General features: G+C 70.9%; 24 protein-coding genes. 13 read left to right on the plus strand and 11 right to left on the minus strand.

Translation table 11 applies throughout. The features are described from left to right. Positions 1 to 18 precede the first annotated feature (18 nt). Positions 19 to 936, plus strand: a complete 918-nt coding sequence (locus tag IE263_RS07655; RefSeq protein WP_189933624.1) for a YihY/virulence factor BrkB family protein — start codon at positions 19 to 21, stop codon at positions 934 to 936. Here the strand turns inward: IE263_RS07655 and IE263_RS07660 are convergent. Next, positions 890 to 2,260 (minus strand): D-alanyl-D-alanine carboxypeptidase family protein, encoded by a 1,371-nt coding sequence (locus IE263_RS07660; protein WP_229910840.1) that lies wholly within the window; start codon positions 2,258 to 2,260, stop codon positions 890 to 892. The two genes, IE263_RS07655 and IE263_RS07660, sit on opposite strands and share 47 nt — an antisense overlap. Before the next feature lie 91 nt (positions 2,261 to 2,351). Here IE263_RS07660 and IE263_RS07665 point away from each other — a divergent pair, with 91 nt between their 5' ends. From IE263_RS07665 to IE263_RS07680, 4 genes are all read left to right on the plus strand, one after another. Then, on the plus strand, positions 2,352 to 2,591 hold the full coding sequence (locus tag IE263_RS07665) for an SCO4848 family membrane protein (protein WP_189933628.1): 240 nt from the start codon (positions 2,352 to 2,354) through the stop codon (positions 2,589 to 2,591). A gap of 37 nt (positions 2,592 to 2,628) precedes the next feature. Continuing rightward, the gene (locus tag IE263_RS07670) at positions 2,629 to 4,074 is read left to right on the plus strand and encodes a metallophosphoesterase (RefSeq protein WP_189933630.1); all 1,446 of its coding nucleotides are present in this window, start codon (positions 2,629 to 2,631) and stop codon (positions 4,072 to 4,074) included. A gap of 279 nt (positions 4,075 to 4,353) precedes the next feature. Next, a complete protein-coding gene (locus IE263_RS07675; RefSeq protein WP_189933632.1) occupies positions 4,354 to 5,907 on the plus strand; it encodes an ABC transporter substrate-binding protein in 1,554 nt (517 codons plus the stop codon). A gap of 88 nt (positions 5,908 to 5,995) precedes the next feature. After that, positions 5,996 to 6,403 (plus strand): ATP-binding protein, encoded by a 408-nt coding sequence (locus IE263_RS07680; protein WP_189933634.1) that lies wholly within the window; start codon positions 5,996 to 5,998, stop codon positions 6,401 to 6,403. Positions 6,404 to 6,433: 30 nt separating this feature from the next. Here IE263_RS07680 and IE263_RS07685 read toward each other — a convergent pair whose 3' ends face one another. Both IE263_RS07685 and IE263_RS07690 read right to left on the minus strand, forming a co-directional pair. Further along, positions 6,434 to 7,879 carry a sensor histidine kinase gene (locus IE263_RS07685; RefSeq protein ID WP_189933636.1) on the minus strand — a complete coding sequence of 482 codons (1,446 nt, stop codon included), beginning with the start codon at positions 7,877 to 7,879 and terminating at the stop codon, positions 6,434 to 6,436. Then, positions 7,876 to 8,601: a response regulator transcription factor gene (locus IE263_RS07690; RefSeq protein WP_189933639.1), complete on the minus strand. Its 726-nt coding sequence runs from the start codon at positions 8,599 to 8,601 to the stop codon at positions 7,876 to 7,878. The genes IE263_RS07685 and IE263_RS07690 overlap by 4 nt, the downstream gene beginning before the upstream one ends. Positions 8,602 to 8,772: 171 nt before the next feature. On the opposite strand from IE263_RS07690, the gene IE263_RS07695 reads away from it, so the two are divergent. After that, positions 8,773 to 11,235 (plus strand): MMPL family transporter, encoded by a 2,463-nt coding sequence (locus IE263_RS07695; RefSeq protein WP_189934300.1) that lies wholly within the window; start codon positions 8,773 to 8,775, stop codon positions 11,233 to 11,235. Here the strand turns inward: IE263_RS07695 and IE263_RS07700 are convergent. Together IE263_RS07700 and IE263_RS07705 are read right to left on the minus strand one after the other, a co-directional pair. Further along, positions 11,232 to 12,032, minus strand: a complete 801-nt coding sequence (locus tag IE263_RS07700) for a TetR/AcrR family transcriptional regulator (RefSeq protein ID WP_189933641.1) — start codon at positions 12,030 to 12,032, stop codon at positions 11,232 to 11,234. The genes IE263_RS07695 and IE263_RS07700 overlap by 4 nt on opposite strands. Before the next feature lie 55 nt (positions 12,033 to 12,087). Next, on the minus strand, positions 12,088 to 12,495 hold the full coding sequence (locus tag IE263_RS07705) for a VOC family protein (protein ID WP_189933643.1): 408 nt from the start codon (positions 12,493 to 12,495) through the stop codon (positions 12,088 to 12,090). Between the two features lie 196 nt (positions 12,496 to 12,691). Between IE263_RS07705 and IE263_RS07710 the strand changes: the two genes are divergently transcribed. From IE263_RS07710 to IE263_RS07720, 3 genes are all read left to right on the plus strand, one after another. After that, positions 12,692 to 13,168, plus strand: coding sequence for a TM2 domain-containing protein (locus IE263_RS07710; RefSeq protein ID WP_189933645.1), 477 nt, complete (start codon positions 12,692 to 12,694; stop codon positions 13,166 to 13,168). Next, positions 13,161 to 13,571, plus strand: a complete 411-nt coding sequence (locus tag IE263_RS07715) for a DUF2752 domain-containing protein (protein WP_229910841.1) — start codon at positions 13,161 to 13,163, stop codon at positions 13,569 to 13,571. The genes IE263_RS07710 and IE263_RS07715 overlap by 8 nt, the downstream gene beginning before the upstream one ends. Positions 13,572 to 13,791: 220 nt before the next feature. Beyond that, positions 13,792 to 14,055, plus strand: a complete 264-nt coding sequence (locus IE263_RS07720) for a TM2 domain-containing protein (protein ID WP_189933647.1) — start codon at positions 13,792 to 13,794, stop codon at positions 14,053 to 14,055. 73 nt (positions 14,056 to 14,128) lie between these two features. On the opposite strand, the gene IE263_RS07725 is transcribed toward IE263_RS07720, so the two are convergent. The 5 genes from IE263_RS07725 to IE263_RS07745 all read right to left on the minus strand — a co-directional run bounded on the left by IE263_RS07725 (position 14,129) and on the right by IE263_RS07745 (position 18,310). Further along, on the minus strand, positions 14,129 to 14,899 hold the full coding sequence (locus IE263_RS07725; protein ID WP_189933649.1) for a succinate dehydrogenase iron-sulfur subunit: 771 nt from the start codon (positions 14,897 to 14,899) through the stop codon (positions 14,129 to 14,131). Continuing rightward, positions 14,899 to 16,653, minus strand: coding sequence for a succinate dehydrogenase flavoprotein subunit (gene sdhA, locus IE263_RS07730; protein ID WP_189933651.1), 1,755 nt, complete (start codon positions 16,651 to 16,653; stop codon positions 14,899 to 14,901). The genes IE263_RS07725 and sdhA overlap by 1 nt, the downstream gene beginning before the upstream one ends. A 19-nt stretch (positions 16,654 to 16,672) precedes the next feature. Then, positions 16,673 to 17,155 (minus strand): succinate dehydrogenase hydrophobic membrane anchor subunit, encoded by a 483-nt coding sequence (locus tag IE263_RS07735; protein ID WP_189933653.1) that lies wholly within the window; start codon positions 17,153 to 17,155, stop codon positions 16,673 to 16,675. A gap of 5 nt (positions 17,156 to 17,160) precedes the next feature. Beyond that, the gene (gene sdhC / locus IE263_RS07740; RefSeq protein WP_189933655.1) at positions 17,161 to 17,541 is read right to left on the minus strand and encodes a succinate dehydrogenase, cytochrome b556 subunit; all 381 of its coding nucleotides are present in this window, start codon (positions 17,539 to 17,541) and stop codon (positions 17,161 to 17,163) included. A 190-nt stretch (positions 17,542 to 17,731) separates the two neighbouring features. Then, a complete protein-coding gene (locus IE263_RS07745) occupies positions 17,732 to 18,310 on the minus strand; it encodes a 2-oxo-4-hydroxy-4-carboxy-5-ureidoimidazoline decarboxylase (protein ID WP_189934304.1) in 579 nt (192 codons plus the stop codon). Between the two features lie 256 nt (positions 18,311 to 18,566). On the opposite strand from IE263_RS07745, the gene IE263_RS07750 reads away from it, so the two are divergent. Together IE263_RS07750 and IE263_RS07755 are read left to right on the plus strand one after the other, a co-directional pair. Then, positions 18,567 to 20,177 (plus strand): beta-N-acetylhexosaminidase, encoded by a 1,611-nt coding sequence (locus IE263_RS07750; RefSeq protein ID WP_373311922.1) that lies wholly within the window; start codon positions 18,567 to 18,569, stop codon positions 20,175 to 20,177. A gap of 131 nt (positions 20,178 to 20,308) precedes the next feature. Continuing rightward, positions 20,309 to 20,875: a hypothetical protein gene (locus IE263_RS07755; protein ID WP_189933657.1), complete on the plus strand. Its 567-nt coding sequence runs from the start codon at positions 20,309 to 20,311 to the stop codon at positions 20,873 to 20,875. A gap of 23 nt (positions 20,876 to 20,898) precedes the next feature. Here IE263_RS07755 and IE263_RS07760 read toward each other — a convergent pair whose 3' ends face one another. Continuing rightward, the gene (locus IE263_RS07760; protein ID WP_189933659.1) at positions 20,899 to 21,405 is read right to left on the minus strand and encodes a DUF1877 family protein; all 507 of its coding nucleotides are present in this window, start codon (positions 21,403 to 21,405) and stop codon (positions 20,899 to 20,901) included. Between the two features lie 138 nt (positions 21,406 to 21,543). On the opposite strand from IE263_RS07760, the gene IE263_RS07765 reads away from it, so the two are divergent. Together IE263_RS07765 and IE263_RS07770 are read left to right on the plus strand one after the other, a co-directional pair. Next, complete coding sequence (locus tag IE263_RS07765) at positions 21,544 to 21,963, plus strand: hypothetical protein (protein WP_189933661.1); 420 nt, start codon at positions 21,544 to 21,546, stop codon at positions 21,961 to 21,963. Beyond that, complete coding sequence (locus IE263_RS07770) at positions 21,960 to 22,151, plus strand: hypothetical protein (protein ID WP_189933663.1); 192 nt, start codon at positions 21,960 to 21,962, stop codon at positions 22,149 to 22,151. Before IE263_RS07765 ends, IE263_RS07770 begins: the two co-directional genes overlap by 4 nt. Positions 22,152 to 22,218 lie beyond the last annotated feature (67 nt).

Below are 22,218 nucleotides of genomic sequence, written 5' to 3' on the forward strand. Positions count from 1 at the left end.
CGAGGGCAGGGGTGGATCATGGACTGGCTGAAAAAGCTCCCCGGAATCGGGCCGTACGCCACGCGACTGATGGCCACGCACGCGTGGCGATCGTACGAGCGGCTGGACCGGGTGAAGTGGACACGGCTGGCCGCGGCGATGACGTTCACCAGTTTCGTCGCGCTCTTCCCGCTGCTGACCCTGCTCGCCGCGATCGCCGCCGCCACGCTGAGCACGGAGCGGCAGAACACCCTCGAGGACAAGCTCGCCGAGCAGGTTCCCGGCATCTCCGACCAGTTGAACGTCGACGGCCTGGTGCAGAACGCCGGCACCGTCGGCCTCATCGCCGCCGCCGTCCTGCTGTTCACCGGCGTCGGCTGGGCGGACTCGACGCGCGACTGCCTGCGCGCGGTGTGGGAGCTGCCCGACGAGGAGGAGAACCCGGTCCTGCGCTACGCCAAGGACCTGGGCATCCTCGTCGGACTCGGCGGCGCCGTCCTCGTCACCCTCGCCACCTCCACCGTCGCCTCCGCGCTGGTCGGCTGGATCACCCGGCAGCTCGGCATCGACGAGGCCGGCTGGGGCGGCGTCCTGCTGCGGATCGCCGCCTTCGTCGTCGCCGTCCTCGCCGACTTCCTGCTGCTCCTCTACGTCCTGACGCTGCTGCCCGGCGTCGAGCCGAAGCGCCACCGCCTCTTCGTGGCCGCGATGACCGGCGCGGTCGGCTTCGAGCTGCTGAAACTGCTGCTCAGCGGCTATCTGCAGGGCGTGGCCGCGAAGAGCATGTACGGCGCGTTCGGTGTGCCCATCGCCCTGCTGCTGTGGATCAACTTCACCGCGAAGCTGGTCCTGTACTGCGCCGCCTGGACGGCGACGGGGAGCAAGGCCACCGACGAGGGCACCGCCGGCGTCAGCGACGACGGCGTACCAGATCCGGCAGCGGCCAGCGGCGGTTGACCAGGAACGCGGCGCCCGCGAGCAGCACCAGCACGCCGCCGGTGATCGCCAGGGCGATGCCCATGCCCCCGGAGCCTTCCTCGGTCACCGCGCTAGCCACGGGCTTCTCGGACACGTTCCCGGCGCCGCCGGCCTCCCCGGAGTCCTCGGCCCCCTCGGTGGGGTCGTTGGCGCCGGGCTGGGCGCTGGCCTGCGCGCTCTTCGGCGGGACCAGCTCGCCCACCGGCCGCACCTTGCCGGCGGCCTGGAAACCCCAGTCGAACAGGGCGGCGGTCTCCTTGTAGACCTCGTTGTGGTCGTCCTTCTCCGGGTTCATCACCGTGACCAGCAGCACCCGCCCGTTGCGCTCGGCGACGCCGGTGAAGGTGGCGCCGGCGTTGGTGGTGTTGCCGTTCTTGACGCCGGCGATGCCCGGGTACTGGGAGATGTCGTAGTCGCCGCGCAGCAGCCGGTTGGTGTTCTGGATCTCGTACGTCCCGCGGGTCGTCTTGCCCTTCTTGTCCTTCTTCGTCTCGCCCGGGAACTTGGCCCGCACGGTCGAGCAGTACTCGCGGAAGTCCTTCTTCTGCAGCCCGGAGCGGGCGATCAGCGTCAGGTCGTACGCCGAGGACACCTGGCCGGAGGCGTCGTAGCCGTCGGGCGAGACCACGTGCGTGTCGAGGGCCTGGAGCTCCTCGGCATGCTCGTTCATCTCTGCCACCGTCTTGTCGATGCCGCCGTTCATCGACGACAGGACGTGCACGGCGTCGTTGCCGGACATCAGGAACACGCCCATCCACAGGTCCTGGACGGAGTAGGTTTCGTTCTCCTTTATGCCGACCATGCTGGAGCCGGAACCGACACCCTCCAGGTCCTTCGGCTGGACCTTGTACTGCTGCGTCTTCGGGAACCGCGGCAGCACGGTGTCGGCGAAGAGCATCTTCAGCGTGCTCGCCGGGGGCAGCCGCCAGTGCGCGTTGTGCGCGGCGAGCACGTCCCCGGACTCGGCGTCCGCGACGATCCACGACCGGGCGGTCAGGTCCTTCGGCAGCACCGGCGCGCCGCCCGCGAGGTCCACCTGCGTCCCGGCCTGCCCCAGGCGGGCGCCGCCGACGCTCGACATGTTCGCCGGGGGAGTGGCCGTCGGCTTGCCCGAAGCCGAAGCCGACGGCTTGGCGGACGACGACGGCTTGACCGACGGCGACGGCGACGGCTTGGCCGAGGCCGACGCGGACGGCGTCGGGCTCGGGGCCGCCAGGGACACGGGCGCGGTCAGCGCGAGGGACGCGAGGGTCGCGGAGGTGACCAGCAGGGCTCGCCTGGCGGTCTTCAAGGGTGCGGGCACGACGGAGAAAGTACCTGGCAGACGGCGGGAAGTCCCGCGCCCCTCCCCACCCCGGTCACGGAACCGGACACCGGGCGGTGATACTGAATTCATGAAGCTCAGCCGCCCGGTGTCCTGGTTCCTGCTCGCCTTCGGGGTGTGGAGCTGGGTCATCTGGGTCACTTTCGTCAAAAACCTGGTCAAGGACAGCAGCGGGCTCGCGTTCGAGGACGGCGATCCCACGGCGTACTTCTGGGTCCACCTGACGCTCGCTGTCGTTTCCTTCGTATTGGGGACGGTCATCGGGGTCATCGGGTTGCGCGGACTGCGCGCCCTGCGCCGCAAGTCATAGCCGGACCGATCGAGTCGACAGCGGGGATTACGACACCGTGGCCATCCTTTTCGTGCTGCTCGCCCTGTCCGTCCTCGTGACGGCCAACTGGTACCTGTGGCGCCGCCTGTTCCGCGACACCACCCGCGCGCCCGGCTGGGTCCGCCGAGGCGGCGCCGCACTGATAGCGGGCGGCTGGGCCCTGGCCGTGGGCGCCCTCGTCGCCGAACGCACGGGAGCCCCCTTCTGGCTCCAGCGCACCCTGGCCTGGCCGGGCTTCATGTGGCTGGCCCTGTCGATCTACCTGCTGCTGGTGGTGCTCGCGGGTGAGCTGGTACGACCGCTGCTGCGGCGGTACCTGGAGCGACGCAGGCCCACCGGCGTGGCCGTACGCCGCCCGGAACCGATGCCGTCGGGCGCACCCGACGAGGAGACGCGGTCCGTGCCGGCGGACCGGCCGGGTGAGGAGACGGCAGCGGGAGCGGGCGGGGCGTCCGAGCAGACCGTTTCCGCAGGCCGGGCGGCGTCCGAGGGAACCGTTTCCGCGGCCGTGGCACCGGAGGGATCCGTCGCGCCGGGCGCCCGGTCCGGAGGGGCCGGCGCGACAGGCGCCGGGGCCGAGGGGGCCAAGGGGCCGGAGGACGCCGACTCCGGCTCCTCCCCGCTGCTTGTCGCCGCCCCCTCCCGCCGGCTCTTCGTCTCCCGTGTCATCGCCGGTACCGCGGCCGTGGCCGCCGCCGGGACCGTCGGTTACGGCACGTACGGCGTGCTGCGTGGGCCGCAGGTGAAGCGGGTCACCGTTCCGCTGGCCAAGCTGCCGCGGGCGGCGCACGGCTACCGGATCGCGGTCGTCAGCGACGTCCACCTGGGGCCGGTGCTCGGCCGGGGCTTCGCCCAGAAGGTCGTCGACACGATCAACGGCACGCAGCCGGACCTGATCGCGGTCGTCGGTGACCTGGTCGACGGCAGTGTGAAGGACCTGGGCCCGGCGGCGGCCCCGCTCGCGCAGCTGAAGGCCCGTCACGGCAGCTTCTTCGTCACCGGCAACCACGAGTACTTCTCCGGCGCCGAGCAGTGGGTCGAGGAGGTGCGCCGGCTCGGCCTGCGCCCGCTGGAGAACGCCCGCACGGAACTCCCCTGGTTCGACCTCGCCGGTGTCAACGACGTCGCGGGCGAGAGCGAGGGCCAGGGCCCCGACTTCGCCAAGGCGCTCGGCGACCGCGACACCGCGCGCGCGTGCGTGCTCCTCGCCCACCAGCCGGTCCAGATCCACGACGCCGTCGACCACGGCGTCGACCTCCAGCTCTCCGGCCACACCCACGGTGGCCAGCTCTGGCCCGGCAACCTCCTCGCCGCCGCCGCGAATCCGACCGTCGCGGGCCTGGAGCGCTACGGCGACACCCAGCTCTACGTCTCCCGTGGCGCCGGCGCCTGGGGCCCGCCCACGCGCGTGGGCGCCCCGTCGGACATCACGGTCATCGAACTGGCAGCGAAGCAGGCCTGACGGCCCCGTCCCGGCAAGGCCCTGCGGCTCCGCCGAAGCAGAGTTGACGTGCGGTCAGATCGGTTACCGAGGCCTATAGCACCCCTTTAACTCCCCTTGAAAATAACCTGAGAAGGAGCTGTGAAATTCGGCCGAAACAGCCGGTCGGTAAGTTCTTTCCCATCTCGCCAGAATCCTCTTCCCCCAGCTGAAACACGTGTGATTAGGTGAGCCCGCCGCCAAGGGGAGTGGCACGTGAAGTGCTGGGCCCCGAGGGCCCGGGAAGGGCAGGGCACCACCATGCGCTCGGTTCGCATGCGCATCCTCGTGACGCTTCTGGTTCTCGCGGTCGTCGCGGTGGGCGGCTGGCAGTTGCTGCCGTCGCAGAGCAAGTCCGGCAAGACCATCAGGGTCGGCACGACGGACACCGTCACCTCGCTCGACCCGGCCGGCGCCTACGACGCCGGGTCCTGGGCGCTGTTCAGCAACGTGTTCCAGTCGCTGCTGACGTACGAGCCGGGCGGCGCCACCCCCGTGCTGGACGCGGCCAGGAGCTGTTCCTTCGAGGGCAGCCTGCTGACCACGTACGTGTGCGAGCTGCGCGACGACCTCACCTTCCCCAGCGGCCGAAAGGTCGACGCGCAGGACGTGAAGTACTCCTTCGACCGGGTCAAGAAGATCAACTCCGATGTCGGCCCGGCGTCCCTGCTCTCCACCCTGAAGTCGGTGGACGCCAGGGGCGCGACCGTCACCTTCCACCTGTCGTCGCCGGACGCCACCTTCCCGTTCAAGGTGGCCACCGGGGCGGGCTCGATCGTGGACCGCGAGCGCTACCCCGCGAACGCCCTGCGCACCGGCAACCAGGTCGACGGCACCGGACCGTACGAACTCACCGGCTACAGCAAGGGCAAGCGGATCGACCTCGCGCCCAACTCCCGCTACAGGGGCGCCGTCGGCACCGGCCGGCCCGTCGAACTGCGCTACTACTCCGACCCGGCGGAGCTGGACAAGGCCTGGAAGGCCAAGGACGTCGACGCCGCCACGCGTCAGCTCCCGCCGAGCGTCCTCGCCGCCCTCGACCCCAGCGATCCGGACCAGCGCGTCACCGAGGTCGACAGCTCCGACACCCGCAACCTGTACTTCAACACCCGCGCGGGCTCCCCGCTGCACGACGCCGACGTCCGCAAGGCGATGGCCTGGCTGATCGACCGCGAGCAGTTGGCGGCCACCGTGTACAAGGGCACCGTCGACCCGCTGTACTCGCTGATCCCGACCGGCATCACCGGCCACACCACCTCGTTCTTCGACGACTACCCGGACCAGAACCCCGAGAAGGCCCGCAAGCTCCTCGAGAAGGCCGGCGTCAGCATCCCCGTCAGCTTCACCTACGGCTACGGCCTGGGCAGTGGTGCCGCGGCCGACGAGGCCCAGGAGCTCAAGCGGCAACTGGAGGCCAGCGGTCTGTTCCAGGTGACGGTCAAGGGCTACGAGTGGACCGACTTCCAGAAGCGCTGGGCGTCCGGCAAGCTCGACGCGTACGCCGTCGGCTGGGTCGCCGACTACCCCGACCCGGACACCTTCGCGGGCCCGCTCGTCGGCACCGACTCCACCATGAACACCGGCTACAGCAGCAAGGTCGTCGACAGGTGCATCCAGAACAGCCGGCAGTTCGCCGACCGTGGCCGCGCCGCCGACGACTTCCGCGACGTGCAGGAGGTCATCGCCGACGACGTGCCGGTCATCCCGCTGTGGCAGCGCAAGGAGTACGTCCTGACCAGCGTGGACGTCGGCGGCGGCCAGTATCTGGCGGACGGCAACGGCGTGTTCCGGCTGTGGAAGCTGAACTGGATCTGAGCCGGCCGGGGCATGCCCCCGCGTGCCACCGGGCAGTCACCCGACGGGGAACCATGTGGCGGAGGTGTGCACGGGGTGAGGAGCAGACGTGGTGCGACGCAACTCCTTCCGGTTGCCCCGGCACCCGGCGTCCGTCGGCCTGGCCCGGCACAGGGTCCGTGACCACCTGTCCGACTGGGGCCACGCCCCCGAGGACCCGGCCCTCGAGGACGCGATCCTGCTCGTCTCCGAACTGGCCACCAACGTCGTACGCCACGGCCCCCTCCGCGAGCGCGAGTTCGAGGTGGCCGTCACCGCCCTCGCCGACGGCTCCTGCCTCATAGAGGTCTCCGACGAGGGCCACCACGAGCCCCGCCTCCGAGCCGTGGCCGACTGGGAGGAACACGGCCGGGGCCTCCACCTCGTGGAGCACATCGCCGCCGCCTGGGGCGTGTGGAGCAGGGGCCGCCACGGCAAGACGGTGTGGGCCCTGGTGACCGCGGCGAGCGAATCCTGACGACGGCCCGCCACAGCCCCGCCCGTGCGCCTACCCACACCCCTCCAGCCGCTCCGGCAGCTCCACCGTCACCGCCATCCCCTCGCCCGGCGCCGTCTCCACCCTCACCTCGCCGCCATGGGCCTCCACCACCCCCTGCACGATCGCCAGCCCCAGCCCGCTGCCCGCACCCCCGCCGGCGCGGAAGAAGCGGTCGAAGACACGCGCCGCGTCATCCGGCGGCAGCCCCGGCCCCTTGTCCGCCACCAGCAGCCGTACGACACCGTCGGCGCGCTCCACGGCGAGCCGCACCGGCACATCGGCAGGCGTGTGCGTGCGCACGTTGGCCAGGAGGTTGCCCAGCACCTGCCGCAGCCCCGACTCGTCGGCGCGGACCAGGACGGCACCGTCGGCATCGACGGCGAGCGGCCGACCGGGCTGCTGGGCGCGCAGATCCTGCGCCGCGTCCCGCACCAGACGGCTCACGTCGACGTTGCGCAGCCGCAGCTCGGGCCGCTGGTCCAGCCGGGCCAGGGTGAGCAGCTCGTCGACGAGCCGGCCCATACGGTCCACCTCGCCGTTCATCCGGTCCCAGGCGCGCCGCCGCTCCCCGGGATCGCGCAGCATCCCCTGGTCGTACAGCTGGAGGTAGCCGCGGATCGCGGAGAGCGGGGTGCGCAGCTCGTGCGAGGCGTCGGCGACGAAGCGGCGCAGCTGGGCCGCGCTGCGCTCGCGCGTGCGGTACGCCGTCTCCACCTGGTGGAGCATGGAGTTCAGGGCGAGCCGCAACTGCTCGACCTCCAGGGTCGGGTCGCTGCTGGAGGGGACGCGCCGGGTCAGGTCGCCCTCGGCGATCGCCGACGAGGTCTCCACCATGTCCACCAGCGGCCGCATGTGGCGCCGCACGCTGAACATCGTCAGACAGCCGAGCAGGGCCAGCAGCAGCGCACCTATGGCGAGGTCGAGCCGGACGGCCTTGCCGACGCCCGTGTGGAGGCCGTCGGTGGAGGTGGCGAGCAGAATGTAGGTGCCGTCGGCGAGCCGGGTGGCGGTGGCCCGGTAGGCGGCGCCGCGCACCTGGACGTCGTGCGGTTCGGGGTCCTTGATCAGCGCGTCCGGGTCGTCGACCGCCTTCGCCAGTGCGCGCTGGGCGTCGGTCGGCTGGAATCCGAGCAGGCCCACGGGCTCGCCCCGCTCGTCGACGGCGGTGAAGATCGAGTCCGGCCGTGGCTCCTGCTCGGGCGGGTCGAGCCGGTCGCGGACGAAGCCCAGCACGCTCAGCGAGTCGATCTCCCGCAGGGTGAGCCGCGAACCGCCCAGTGAGTCACGGGTCTTGGTCAGCTCGGCGTCGATCTGGTCGAGCAGGTAGTACCGCATCCCCATCACGCTCACGGCCGTCGCCGCGACGATGCCGACCGCGAGCAGCGCCACGTTCGCCACCGTCAGCTTGACGCGCAGGGAGCGGACGCGGTCGCAGCGAAGCTTCGGGAACCTCATGCCAGCCCGTATCCGACACCCCGCCGCGTGGTGATCACCGGCGGTCCCAGCGCGTCCAGCTTGCGCCGCAGATAGCTGATGTAGGTCTCGACGACGGTCGACTCGGGCGGGGTGTGCTCGTACTGCCAGACGTGGCGCAGGAGTTGCTCCTTGGGCACGATCCGGCCGCCGTTGCGCACCAGGAAGCGCAACAGCGCGTACTCGGTGGGGGTGAGCTCGACCGTGCGGCCCGCGCGGTGCACGCTGTACGTCGTCTCGTCCAGCTCCAGGTCGCCGTAGCGCAGCGGCGGCCGCTGCGGGAGGACGTCGGCCGGGCGCGTACGCCGCAGGACCGCCGTGATCCGGGCGACGACCACGTCGATGTCGAACGGCTTGGTGATGTAGTCGTCGCCGAAGCCGAGGGCACCGACGATCTCGGCCGGCGCGTCCCGCGCGGTGAGGAAGACCAGGGCCAGATCGGGCCGCTGCGCGCGCAGTTCACGGCCCAGTGCCCGGCCGTCCCCGTCGGGCAGCATCACGTCCAGCAACGCCACGTCGATGGGGGTCCCCCCGCGCGAGCCTGTTCGAGCGTGGGGGAGGGTCCGCCCGGCGAGGGAGAGGGCCTCGCGGACCGTGCCCGCGATCATGACCTCGAAGTGGTGGAAGCGCAGGGCGATGGCGAGCACGTCCGCGATGCTCGGCTCGTCCTCCACGACCAGCACGGTGCCAGGAGCCGTCGTCATGCCCCCAGTATCGGCGGGCCCACTGACAACGGGGTGGGTTCGGCACTTTGGAGTTCCTTGAGAGTCATGGCCGTTCGGCTCCACACGCGTGTGCCGCCGCCAATTCTGGTGCCCAGGACCTGGGGGACCGACCGATCCGACTTTCGACGAAGGAGCTCGAGCGTGGCGGCATTGGCACGATGGTGCTATCGGCACCGGCTGGTGGTCCTGTTGCTGTGGGTGGGGGCGCTGTTCGGCCTGGGATTCTCGGCCTCGACGGCGGGCACGGACTACGCGAACGTCTTCTCCCTCCCGAACACGGACTCCAAGAAGGCGTACGACCTGATGGAGAAGGCGTTCCCCGCGCGCGCGGGGGACACCGACACGGTCGTCTGGAAGGTCGACGAGGGCACGGTCCGCGACTCGGACGTACGGTCCCGGATCCAGCCCGCACTCGACGAGATCGCGAAGATGAAGGGCGTCGGCAGTGTCGCCGGCCCCTACGCGGGACCCGAGGGCGCGGCGCAGATCAGCCGTGACGGGCGGATCGCGTACGCCCAGGTCACCTTCACCGACCAGGCGAACGCCGTACCCAAGGAGCTCGTCGAGGACGTCGTCGACACGGCGCAGGGCGCCGAACGCGACGGCTTGGAGGTCGAGTTGGGCGGCCAGGCGATCCAGCGCGTGCAGGAGCCGCCCGCCGGCCTCGCCGAGATGGTCGGTCTCGCCGCCGCCGCGATCGTGCTGTTCCTCGCCTTCGGCTCGCTGTTCGCGATGCTGCTGCCGATCGGCGTGGCCATCTTCGGCGTCGGCACCGGCATGTTCTCCACGCAGCTCCTCAGCCATGTCACCGACATCCCCGACCTGGCCCCGCTGCTCGCCTCCCTGATCGGTCTGGGTGTCGGCATCGACTACGCCCTGTTCATCGTCACCCGGCACCGCAAGGGCATCCTGCGCGGCCTCGACCCCGAGGAGTCGGCGGTCATCGCCCTCAACACCTCCGGCCGGGCCGTGCTGTTCGCGGGCGGCACGGTGTGCATCGCCCTCGCCGGGATGCTGGTGACCAACCTGCGCTTCCTGGACGGTGTGGTCATCGGCACCTCGCTCACGGTCGTCCTCAGCGTCCTGGCCGCCACGACGCTGCTGCCGGCGCTCCTCGGCTTCCTCGGCCCGCGCGTGCTGAGCCGCAGGCAGCGCCGCCGGCTCGCCGCTGGGGGTACCTCCCGCTCGAGCGAAGCCGAGAGTGGGGGAGGGCCGGAGGAGGAGAAGGCGAGCGGTCTCGCGGCCCGCTGGTCGACGGGCGTGCAGCGTCGGCCCCGTACGATCGCGGTGCTCGCGCTGGCCGTCATGGCCGTCCTCGCCCTGCCCGTGCTGTCGCTGCGCCTCGGCGCCACCGACCAGGGCAACGACGACACCACCACGACCACCCGGCAGGCCTACGACCTGCTCGCCGAGGGCTTCGGCCCGGGCTTCAACGGCCCCCTCCAGGTGGTCGTGTCCGACGGCGACACCACGGCCCTGGTGAAGGACATCGAGGACACCGCGGGTGTCGCCCGGGTCGCCGCGCTGCCGCCCGCCCAGGGCGTCACCGTGATCCAGGTGGTCCCCACCACGTCACCCCAGTCCGAGGAGACCGACACCCTCATCGACACCCTCCGCGACGACGTGATCCCGGACGCCGGGGCCGAGGCGCACGTCGGCGGCGTCACCGCCGTCTCCAAGGACTTCGCGACGGTCACCGGCGACCGCCTGCCGCTGTTCATCGCGACGATCATCGGCCTGGGCTTCCTGCTCCTGCTGGTCGCCTTCCGCTCCCTGGTGGTGCCGCTGACGGCCGCCGTGATGAACCTGATCGCCGCGGCGGCCTCCTTCGGCGTCCTCGTCGCGGTCTTCCAGTGGGGCTGGGGCCTGGACCTGCTCGGCCTCGGCAAGGAGGGCCCGATCAACGCCTTCCTGCCCGTGATCATGCTGTCCCTCCTCTTCGGCCTGTCGATGGACTACCAGGTGTTCCTGGTCAGCCGGATGCACGAGGAGTGGGTGCACACGCGCGACAACGCGCGCGCGGTGCGCGTCGGGCTCGCCGAGACCAGCCGGGTCATCAACTCCGCGGCCCTGATCATGGTCTGTGTGTTCCTGGCGTTCGTGCTGAGCGGCGACTCGGGCGGGGCGATGGCGGGCGTGGGCCTCGCGGCGGCGGTCGCCCTGGACGCCTTCATCCTCCGTACGGCCCTCGTACCGGCCGCCATGCACCTGCTCGGCAACGCCAACTGGTGGCTGCCCGACCGGCTGGAGAAGCGGCTGCCGCATCTGGCGGTGGAGCCGAAGGAGGAGCCGACGGCTGCGGAGGAACCCGCGCGCGGGGAGGGTGGTTCCGCCTCGGTCGTCCACGGCTTCGTACGGGACCCTGACGGCCACCCCGTCGAGGGCGCGGCGGTCACCCTGATGTCCAAGGGCGGACGTCAACTGGACCGCGTCACCTCCCTCGCCGACGGCTCCTACATCCTCTCGGTCCCGTCCCCGGGCACGTACCTGCTGTCGACGACGGCCCCGGCGTACGCCTCCCGTGCACGGCAGTTGACCGTGGCGGACGAGCCGCTGGTCCTCGACGTGGAGCTGGCGGACCTCTCCGAGGACGGGGTGGACGCGGTCAACTAGCTCTCGGACTGCTTCCGCCGACCCTCCGGATCCGGCGTGCTCTTCTTCTTCGCCGGGTCCGGAAGGGCCTTCGTCATCCCGGGCAGGAAGTCCGTGAACAGCTCGTGCACCTCGTGGACGAGCGGCCGCAGCACCCGGAAGCGGGACAGGGCGACCCCGCGCGCGGTGAGGCGCGCGCCCCGCTCCGCGAGCCGGTAACTGCGCTCACGGCCCTCCGTGCGGTCGAAGATCCAGTACAGGACGAGACCCATCTGGGCGAGCCACATCAACTCGGGCAGCGCCTCCCGCAGTTCCTCGGGCACCTTCGCCCGGGAACCCGCGAGCACCTCCTTCTGGACGCCGATCGCCTCCACGCGCGCGTGCTCCGACTCCGGGGAGAAGGGGCTGAGCGGGCTGTCCGGGTCGGCGGCGTTCTTGAAGAACTGCACCGCGAACTCGTGGTACGGCGTGGCCACGTCCAGCCACGTCCGCAGAACGCCCGCCAGCCGCGCCTCCAGGCTCGTCTCCCGCGCCAGAACCTCCCGGACCGCCTCCCGGTGCTCGGCGGCGAGACGGTCGTAGAAGCCCTGGATGAGGTGTTCCTTGCCGGCGAAGTAGTAGTACGCGTTGCCGACGGAGACCCCGGCCTCCTGCGCGATGGCCCGCATCGTGGTCTTGTCGTAGCCGCGCTCCTGGAACAGTCGCATCGCCGTCTCCAGGATCAGCGCGCGGGTCTGCTCCGACTTGGACCGGGCGGCGGCCTCGTGGGGCTCGTTCGGGGGACCGGCCTCGGCGGGGCCGTCGTTGTTCGCGGGCACGGACAGAGAGCCTAGCCAGTGGGGCGGACGCCGTGGTCACAGGCCGAGCGGCCGGCTACGTCCGCCCCAGCTCCGGCCGCTTGGAGTAGTCCGTGAACCCCAGGACGTTCCCCCAGGGGTCGGCGACCTCGACGGTCCAGCCGGTGGCCACGGAGAACGGCTCGTCCAGCGGCGTGACACCGGCGCCCGCCAGCCGCCGCGCCGCCGCCCGGGCGTCCGGGACCTCCAGCCAGACGCGCGGGGAGGGCCACGGCGGCGGCCGGCGCCCCAGCCCGTGCTCCTCCCGCAGCAGGATCCCGGGCGTCTCGCCCCCGACCCTCAGCAGCGCGATCCCGGCCTCGTCGAGCCGGAACGCCACCGCGAACCCCGCCCGCTCGTAGAACCCCACGGCCTCCCCGAGGGCCCCTACGGGCAGCAGCACGTTGTCGAACCCGAGCAGGTCGTACGACTGGTCGTCTGACATGCCGTCAGATTAGGTACGGCCCACGCCCCGAACGGTCTTCGACGCAAAGAGCGCCCCATTTTTCCACCACGTGCGTCCGGTGGCGCCACAGTCGTCATCAGCCCGGCTTCTCACAGACCGCCCTTCTCCTGCAAGATGACCTGCACTCACCTCTTTGTGTCGTACATCCGATCATCTGGCCTCGGGAGAAACCACCTTGTCCGAACAGCCGCAGCAGCCGCAGCAGCCCCCTCAGCCCGGGTACGGGTACCCCCAGTCGGGTTCCAACCCGTACGCGGGCGGCCAGCCCGGCCCCTACGGGTACCCGCAGGCCGGCCAGCCCGGTCAGCCCGGCCAGCCCGGTCAGCAGCCGGGTTACCCGCAGGCCGGCTACCCCGCCCCGGGTGCCTACCCGCCCCCCGGTGGTGGCTACCCCGGCGGGGACCCCAACGCGCCCTACGGATACGACCCGTACGGGCGCCCCTACTCCGACAAGTCGAAGATCGTCGCGGGCATCCTCCAGCTCTTCCTGGGGACCTTCGGCGTCGGCCGGTTCTACATCGGCCACGTCGGTCTGGGCCTCGCCCAGCTGTTCACCTGCGGCGGCCTCGGCATCTGGGCGCTGGTCGACGGCATCATCCTGCTGACGAGCAACGACAAGACCGACGCCCAGGGGCGGATCCTGCGTGGCTGACGCGGTGGGCGGGGAGCGTACGTCCCCGCTGCGGCACCCGGCGGCGGCACCCCTCGCGGTGCTCGCCGCCGGGACGGCCGGCTCCGCCTACCTCTACGTCACCGATCCCCACGAGCCCGGGCACCTCCTGCCCCAGTGCCCGTTCCGGCTCGTCACCGGCCTGCTCTGCCCCGCCTGCGGCGGCACCCGCATGGCCTACGACCTGATGCACGGCCACTTCGCCGAGGCCTGGCTCGACAACCGGGCCCTGCTGCTCGCCTCGCCGTTCGCACTCGCCCTGCTCGGGCGGTGGATGTGGGAGGGACTGCGCGGCCGCAGCTGGCGGCCCGGCCTCGGCCGGCCGGCCCAGGCCGTCATCCTCGGTCTCGCCGTCACCTGGACCGTCCTGCGCAACCTCCTCTAGCCCCGCACGGCTGACCGGAATGACACGTGCAGTGGCGCGATTTGATCACGGAATAGGAACGATCGTTCCCCCGCATTCCCTTCGCCCCACCACTCTCTCTAGGCTCACGGGTCACAGGGGGGACGTTCCGGCATGTCCATGCACGGTCGGTGCGTACGTGAGGTTTCTCGTCGCATCCCTCCTGGACTCCCCATTCGTAGTCATTCCAGGAGCAGTACTCATGACCGTCCCCACCCCTGACGCCCCCTACGGTGTCGACCCGCTCGGCCGCCCGTACTCCGACAAGTCGAAGATCGTCGCGGGTATCCTCCAGCTCTTCCTGGGCACCCTCGGCATCGGCCGCTTCTACGTCGGCTCCGTCGGCGTGGGTGTCGCCCAGCTCCTCACCTGCGGTGGCCTCGGCTTCTGGGCGCTGATCGACGGAATCCTGTTCCTCACCAGCAACGACCGCACCGACAAGCAGGGCCGCATCCTGCGCGGCTGAACCAGGTGCCACACGCCGAGGGCCCCGCTCCTGCAGGAGCGGGGCCCTCGGCGTCGTTGGTGCGAGCCGGTGGTCAGAAGCGGCGCGTGATCAGCGCCCGCTTGACCTCCTGGATCGCCTTCGTGACCTCGATACCGCGAGGGCAGGCGTCCGTGCAGTTGAAGGTCGTGCGGCAACGCCACACGCCGTCCTTGTCGTTGAGGATCTCCAGGCGCTGCTCGCCGGCCTCGTCACGCGAGTCGAAGATGAAGCGGTGCGCGTTGACGATGGCCGCCGGACCGAAGTACTGGCCGTCGTTCCAGAAGACCGGGCACGAGGACGTGCAGGCGGCGCAGAGGATGCACTTCGTGGTGTCGTCGAAGCGCTCGCGGTCCTCGGCGGACTGCAGCCGCTCACGCGTGGGCTCGTTCGTGTCCTTCGTGATGAGGAAGGGCATGACGTCCCGGTACGCCTGGAAGAACGGCTCCATGTCCACGACCAGGTCCTTCAGGACCGTGAGGCCCTTTATGGGCTCGATCGTGATCGGCTTCTCGGGGTTGATGTCCTTGATGAGGGTCTTGCAGGCAAGACGGTTCTTGCCGTTGATCCGCATCGCGTCGGACCCGCAGATGCCGTGCGCGCAGGAGCGGCGGAAGGTCAGCGTGCCGTCGACGTCCCACTTGATCTTGTGGAGGCCGTCGAGGACGCGCTCCTTCGGGTCGATCTCCAGCTGGAAGTCTTCCCAGGTCGCCTCCGCCGAGACCTCCGGGTTGAACCGGCGGACCCGGAAGGTGACGGTGATGTACGGAGAGGCCGCGGACCCCGCGTCGGGAGTCTCGGCCTTGTCCATGACAGGGGTAGCCATCAGTACTTACGCTCCATCGGCTGGTAGCGGGTCTGGACGACCGGCTTGTAGTCGAGGCGGACGGTCTCGGTGCCGTCGTCGCCGACCTCGCGGTACGCCATGGTGTGGCGCATGAAGTTGACGTCGTCGCGGTTCGGGTAGTCCTCGCGGTAGTGACCGCCGCGGGACTCCTTGCGGGCCAGCGCCGACACGGCCATGACCTCGGCCAGGTCGAGCAGGTTGCCCAGTTCGATGGCCTCCAGCAGGTCGGTGTTGAACCGCTTGCCCTTGTCCTGGATCGCCACGTTCTTGAAGCGCTCGCGCAGCTCGGTGATCTTCTCGACGGCCGTCTTGATCGTCTGCTCGGTGCGGAACACCATGACGTTGGCGTCCATGGTCTCCTGCAGCTCGCGCCGCAGCGTCGCCACCCGCTCGGTCCCGGTCGAGGTGCGCAGCCGCTCGATCTGCTCCTCCACCAGGGACGCCGGGTTCTCGGGCAGCTCGACGAAGTCGGCCTTCTGGGAGTACTCGGCGGCGGCGATGCCCGCGCGGCGGCCGAACACGTTGATGTCCAGCAGCGAGTTGGTGCCCAGACGGTTGGCGCCGTGCACCGACACACAGGCGACCTCGCCGGCCGCGTACAGGCCCGGGACGACCGTGGTGTTGTCGGCGAGCACCTCACCCTCGACGTTCGTCGGGATGCCGCCCATCGCGTAGTGCGCGGTGGGCTGGATCGGGATCGGGTCCGTGTACGGCTCGATGCCCAGGTAGGTGCGGGCGAACTCGGTGATGTCCGGGAGCTTGGCGTCCAGCTGCTCCGGCGGGAGGTGCGTGAGGTCCAGGTAGACGTGGTCGCCCTCGGGACCGCAGCCGCGGCCCTCACGGATCTCCGTGTAGATGGAGCGGGAGACGACGTCACGGGACGCGAGGTCCTTCATGACCGGCGCGTACTTCTCCATGAAGCGCTCGCCGTCCTTGTTGCGCAGGATGCCGCCCTCACCACGGGCGCCCTCCGTCAGCAGGATGCCCATGCGCCAGATGCCGGTCGGGTGGAACTGGAAGAACTCCATGTCCTCCAGCGGCAGCCCGCGCCGGTACACGGCCGCCTGGCCGTCACCGGTCAGCGTGTGCGCGTTGGACGTCACCTTGAAGAACTTGCCGCAGCCGCCGGACGCGTAGATCACGGCCTTCGCCTGGAAGACGTGGATCTCACCGGTGGCCAGCTCGTAGGCGACCACACCGGCGGACTTCTTGATGCCGTCCTCTTCGGTGATCAGCTGGTCGAGGACGTAGAACTCGTTGAAGAACTCGACGCCCTCCTTGACGCAGTTCTGGTACAGCGTCTGGAGGATCATGTGACCGGTGCGGTCGGCCGCGTAGCAGGAGCGGCGGACCGGGGCCTCGCCGTGGTTGCGGCTGTGGCCGCCGAAGCGGCGCTGGTCGATCGTCCCGTCGGGCGTCCGGTTGAACGGCAGGCCCATCTTCTCCAGGTCGAGGACGGAGTCGATGGCCTCCTTCGCCAGGATCTCGGCGGCGTCCTGGTCGACCAGGTAGTCACCGCCCTTGACCGTGTCGAAGGTGTGCCACTCCCAGTTGTCCTCCTCCACGTTGGCCAGCGCGGCGGCCATGCCGCCCTGCGCGGCGCCCGTGTGGGAGCGGGTGGGGTAGAGCTTCGTCAGGACAGCGGTGCGGCTGCGCTTCGTCGACTCGATGGCCGCGCGCATACCGGCGCCACCGGCGCCGACGATGACGGTGTCGTACTTGTGGATCTTCATGATTCTCGCAGCCCCGTGCCTAGCGGATGTTCGGGTCGAAGGTGAAGATCACCAGCGTGCCGAGCAGGATGGTGAACACCGTGGCCGTGTAGAGCAGGCCCTTCAGCCACAGCCGGGTGTTCGGGCGCTCGGCGTAGTCGTTGATGACCGTGCGCAGGCCGTTGGCACCGTGCAGCATCGCCAGCCACAGCATCAGCAGGTCCCAGACCTGCCAGAACGGGGACGCCCAGCGGCCGGCCACGAAGGCGAAGCCGATCTTCGAGACGCCGCCGTCCAGGACGAGCTGGATCAGCAGGTGGCCGATGACCAGGACGACCAGCACGATGCCGGACAGGCGCATGAACAGCCAGGCGGCCATCTCGAAGTTGCCCCGGGTCGACTTCGGGGTCTTCTTGGTGCGCTTGCGCGGGGCCTCGATCAGGGGCGCCGGGTTGTCGACGGAGTAGCCGGTGTCGCCCTCGACGGGGCCGATCCCGGACGCGGTGGTTTCAGTGGTGGCCATCTGCCTCAGCTCCCGAAGACTTCACGAGCGGCGTGGCCGAGGACGGGGTAGATCGCCCCGAGCATCAGCGCACCCCAGACGATGGCAACGGCCCAGAACATCTGCTTCTGGTAGCGCGGGCCCTGCGACCAGAAGTCGACGGCGATGACGCGCAGGCCGTTGAGCGCGTGGAAGAGGATGGCGGCGACGAGGCCATACTCCAGCACGGCGACGAGCGGGGTCTTGTACGTGGCTACGACCTTGTCGTAGTCCTCGGGGGAGACACGCACGAGTGCGGTGTCCAGCACGTGTACGAACAGGAAGAAGAAGATGAGGACGCCGGTGACTCGGTGAGCCACCCAGGACCACATTCCTTCCCGGCCGCGGTACAGCGTTCCAGCCGGCACGGAAGAACCCTCCGGGAGCGGGGACTGGGGCCTGCCGGCTTCGGTGTCGGACGGGCCCGGCCGGGTACGGTCCACCGGCCCCCAGCATCGTAGCGACGCGCTGGCGCTGGGCTTAGCGGGGGTCTAACGGTGTGATCAAAGTGGCACGCGGATGGGTGAGCGGGGGCGGCATCCGGGGTGATGTGTCCTGTTATGTGCCGTCTGTGGAAGCGTTTGGGCTGGTCGCGCCGTTCCCCGCGCCCCTGAGCAGGTCCACCAGACGTCTTCTTGCGAGGCGCCGTAGCTCCTCTGACGCCTGCTCCCGCTCCCTCTCCGGATCGTTCGTCAATCGTGACCGGATGGCTTCGAGGAGGTGGTCGAGGGTTTCCTCGGGGGGAGTGTCGCCCAGGTAGAGGACGAAGGCGTGGCCGAAGCGGGACTCGTAGGCGGTGTGGGCCGCGTCGAGGGCCGTGTGGGCCGCTCCGTACGCGTCGGCCGGCAGGGCGGGGAGAGGCTCGCCCGCCAGGGCTTCCACCAGGTCACCGGGGGTCAGGTCGTAGGACGCCTCGTCGGACGCGGCGAGGAGGGCGTCGACGGTGGGGTAGGGGCGGTGGGCCGTGATGCGCTGGGCCCAGTGGTGGCTGCCGAGGCAGGTGAGGAGGGTGCGGTGGGCCGCTTCGGCGGGTGCCCTGTTGAACGCCTCCAGCGGGGTCGGAGAGGTCCGGGTCTGCTCCGGGAGCGTCGGTATGGCGGCTCGGCCCGGAAGGTGGGAGAGACGGTGCGCAGGCAGCGTGGAATCCTCGCGTCACGTGTGGTGTGGCAGGGGATGCGGTGAAAGGTGTGGCGTCACGTTATCGAGAGTGGTCATGACGTGTCCGACGCTTGCCCGAATTTCACACGAAAGAGAGAGTTTCAGAAGGTGCGGTGGACCCCTTCCGCGCGCTTCGATCGGGATGCGGTCGTAGGTTGGCTGGGTGAGCAGGCACAGGCACCGGCGCCGCGCGCCGGAGAGGAACCCGCAGCAGAAGGTGGTGCGGCGGGCCCTGCTGGCCGGTGGTCTCGTCGTCGTTCTCGGGGCAGGCGTGGGGGTGTGGGCCTCCGGCGACGAGGACGTCCGGACACCGGCGGGGTCGGCTGCGGCACGGCAGACCAGCGACGGCGGATCCGCGCCGGAGAAGGGCGATCAGGCCGGGACCGGGACGGCGGCCGGCCCGACGCCCACCCGGTCGTACGCCCTCTCGCAGGCGCCGCAGACCATCCCCGCCGTCCGCGCGCACACCCCGGCGCGTGGTCCGGGGTGGCGGCCGGCCGCCCAGCACCGGGTGGTGGTGAGCGACGCGGACCTCGCCGACGAGGGGCGGCTGATCGCCGGTGAGCTGGGGATGGCGTACGCGGGGGAGCGGGACGACGTACGGGCCGGGGATCTGCGGCTGGCGCTGAACGACGACGAGGGGGCGAATCCGGAGTCGTACACCATGACCGTGCGCGGGGGCCGGGTGACCGTCAGCGGGCCGTCGGACGCCGGGGTGTTCTACGGGACCCGGACGCTGAAGCAGGAGGTGCACGGCGGGGGTACCGCGCCGGAGGGAGTCGTGCGGGACGAGCCCGCCAAGGCGCAGCGCGGGTTGATGCTGGACATCGCGCGCAAGCACTTCACGGCCGACTGGATCGAGGACCGGATCCGGGAGCTGGGCGACCTGAAGTTCAACCAGCTCGGACTGCACTTCTCCGACGACCAGGCCTTCCGGATCGAGTCCGACACGCACCCCGAGATCGTCTCCCCGCAGCACCTGACGAAGGCGCAGGTGAAGGGGATCGTCGACCTCGCGGCGAGCCGGCACATCACCGTCGTGCCCGAGATCGACTCGCCCGGACACCTGGGCGCCGTCCTCGCCGCCCACCCCGACCTGCAGTTGCGCAACGCGCAGGGCGTGCCGACGCGCGGGGCGATCGACATCTCCAAGGACGCCTCCGCGGCCCTCCTGGACGACCTGCTGGACGAGTACGCCGGGCTGTTCCCCGGCGGGCAGTGGCACCTCGGCGGCGACGAGTACCAGGCCCTGACGGTCTCCGATCCGGAGGCCTCCTACCCGCAGCTCGCCGCCGCCGCCCGTGAGCGGTACGGCTCCGGAGCGACCGTCGCCGACCTCGCCACCGGCTGGCTCAACGACCGCGCCGACACCGTCCGCCCCCACGACCGGACCATGCGGGCCTGGAACGACGGCTTCTTCCGGGGAACGTCGGTGAAGGCCGCCGACGACCTGGTGGTCGCCTACTGGACGGGCAAGGAGATCGGGGCGCGGCCGCCCGTCGAGTACCTGAGCGCGGGCCGCAAGGTCGTCAACTACAACGACGAGTACCTGTACTACGTCCTCGGTGAGCCGCAGACCTTCGTCTACCCGACCGGCGAGCGCATCTACGAGCAGTGGACCCCGCGGATCCTGCGCGGCACGACGCCCGTCCCGGCCCGGTACGACGACCAGATCCTCGGCGCGACCTTCGCCGTCTGGTGCGACCTCGCGAACTCCCAGACCCAGGACCAGGTCGCGGCCGGCATCCGGATGCCGCTGCGGGCGACCGTGCAGAAACTGTGGGACCCGGGACAGCCGTCGCTGACCTGGGCGCAGTTCAGGGCGCTGGCGGACCGGCTGGGCTGAGTCCGGTGCCGGCCGGGCCGCTCGTTGGCCGAAAGCCGACCTTGTCTACGCTGTGACACTCCCGGACTGTCGCACGCAGTAAGGGGAAGTGCGGGCTCCGTAAGGATGGCGCCCTGGACAGGGAGGCGTGAATGAGCCTGGTGGACCTCATAGCACGGGCCGACGAAAGGGGACTGGCCGCGAGCGGGCTGGCTTGTTTGGATCGGTGCGTGCCCCTCCTGGGCGGCGACGACGAGATCCTGCGCCCGCTGTGGGGGAACCTCACGGACGTGTCCGACGCGGCCGAGTGGGGCGGGCTGCTGGAGCAGGCGCGCGGCAAGCTGGACGCCGGCGCGGACGTCTCCGGCGAGGACGGCGACGAGGCCGTGCTGCTCGCCCGGCGGATGCTCGAAGCGGCCCCCGCCGAGCGGTCCGCCGCCGGCCTGCGGATCTGGGCCGACGCCTGCTCGGTCGCCTCGCTCCAGATCCACCGGCTCCTCGACCCCGCCGACGACCCGTCCCCGCTCGACTCCCGCCGTACGGGCGCCACGGAGGGCATGCCGCCGCTCGTCGCCGCCGAGCTGCGCCGCCAGGTCACCGTCCTGGAGGTCCTCGCCGGGCACGGCGCGGCCGGGCTGCGCCGGGCCCTGGAGGTGTCCACGGAGGGGCGGCGCGTGCTGCGGGCGGTGGTGTCGCGGCGGAACCGCGGGCGGCGGTGACCCGGCGGTTCACGTGCGGCGGCTCAGCAGGGCGCCGGGGTGAGCAGCCACTTCACCACCGCGTCGCCGTACCGCGCGGTCGTCGTGTAGAAGGCCGTCAGATCGCGGTGGGCCGAGGCGAAGGCGGCCCGTGTGCGGGGTTCCTCGGCGGGGCCGCCGTAGCGGGGGAGCAGCTCGGCGCGGGCCGGGCGCCACAGCTCCTCGAAGTCGGCCTCGGCCAGGTACGTGGCCACCCTTGCCGTCTGGGCCGCCGTGAGCAGCAGGAACGGCGGCTGCTTCGGCTCGGTGGCGAACACCCGCTGGCCGCCGAGGACCACATGGGCGCCGGGACCCGCGTCGACATGTTCGGGCGGGGCGTCGGCGTAGAGGAGCTGGTGGTCGTGGTAGCGGTCGTCCAGGACCTCCTCGCGGTGCCGGTCGATCCGGTCCCGCACGGTGTCCTCGTCGTCGGCGAAGAGCCTTCGCAGCCAGGTCGTGCTGTTGCGCAGTGCCGGGGACGGCACGGCACGGAGGTGGAGGTACGCGCTCATCACTGGGGGAGCGCACGGGGGCCCGGAAGTGTCACTCCCGTGTCCCTCCCGCGGGGGAGGTGAGGCGGTCCTGCGCCGGTCCTGGGGAAGACCCTACGCGTGGGTAATAGATCAAGGAGGGGCGACGCTGTTCCCTGTATGACTGCCTATCCCACGACTGCGACGACCCAGCAGACCCAGCAGGGCCGGCCCCACGCCGCCGCGAAACCCGTGCGATGGGCGGCGGACGCCGTCGCCACGCTCCGCGAGGGCGCGCGGCTGCACCTCGACCATTCGGCGCAGAGCCTGTGGCGCGTCGACCGGTTCATCGAGGACCTGCGGCGCGAGGACACGCCGTACGCAGCCGTGGAGGGCGTACTGCGCGGGCTCGGGGCGTACGCCGGTGAGGTGATCGTCCGGCAGACCGGCGCCGAGTGGTGGGCGACGGGCGGCGACCACTGGGTCCGCACCCCCGACGGCCGCCTCTGGGACCCCCTCGACGAGGCCCGCCGCTGCTTCGCCGGCCACGGCTCCCTGCGCCTGCTGTGCCGGGACGCGACGGGCGGGGGCCGGAGATGACACGTTCCCGGGCCTCGGCCGGCTCCCGCGTGTCGGCGGTCCTCGCGGAGCCCTCCGGCCACCGCCTTTCTGCTGCTGTACTCGTCGCTGAGCGGGTCGCGGTGGGGCGCCACCTGAGGCTCGGCGACCGGCGGCAGGGGCTGCACGACAGGCTGGTGGACAGCGTGGTCGTGCTACGGCGCCGCTGACCCTGTGGAACGGAGAGGGCCCCCGTGCGGGATGCGCGGGGGCCCTCTCCGTGTCCGGTGCCGGAGG

The organism is Streptomyces aurantiogriseus, from assembly GCF_014649375.1.
GTDB lineage: Bacteria > Actinomycetota > Actinomycetes > Streptomycetales > Streptomycetaceae > Streptomyces > Streptomyces aurantiogriseus.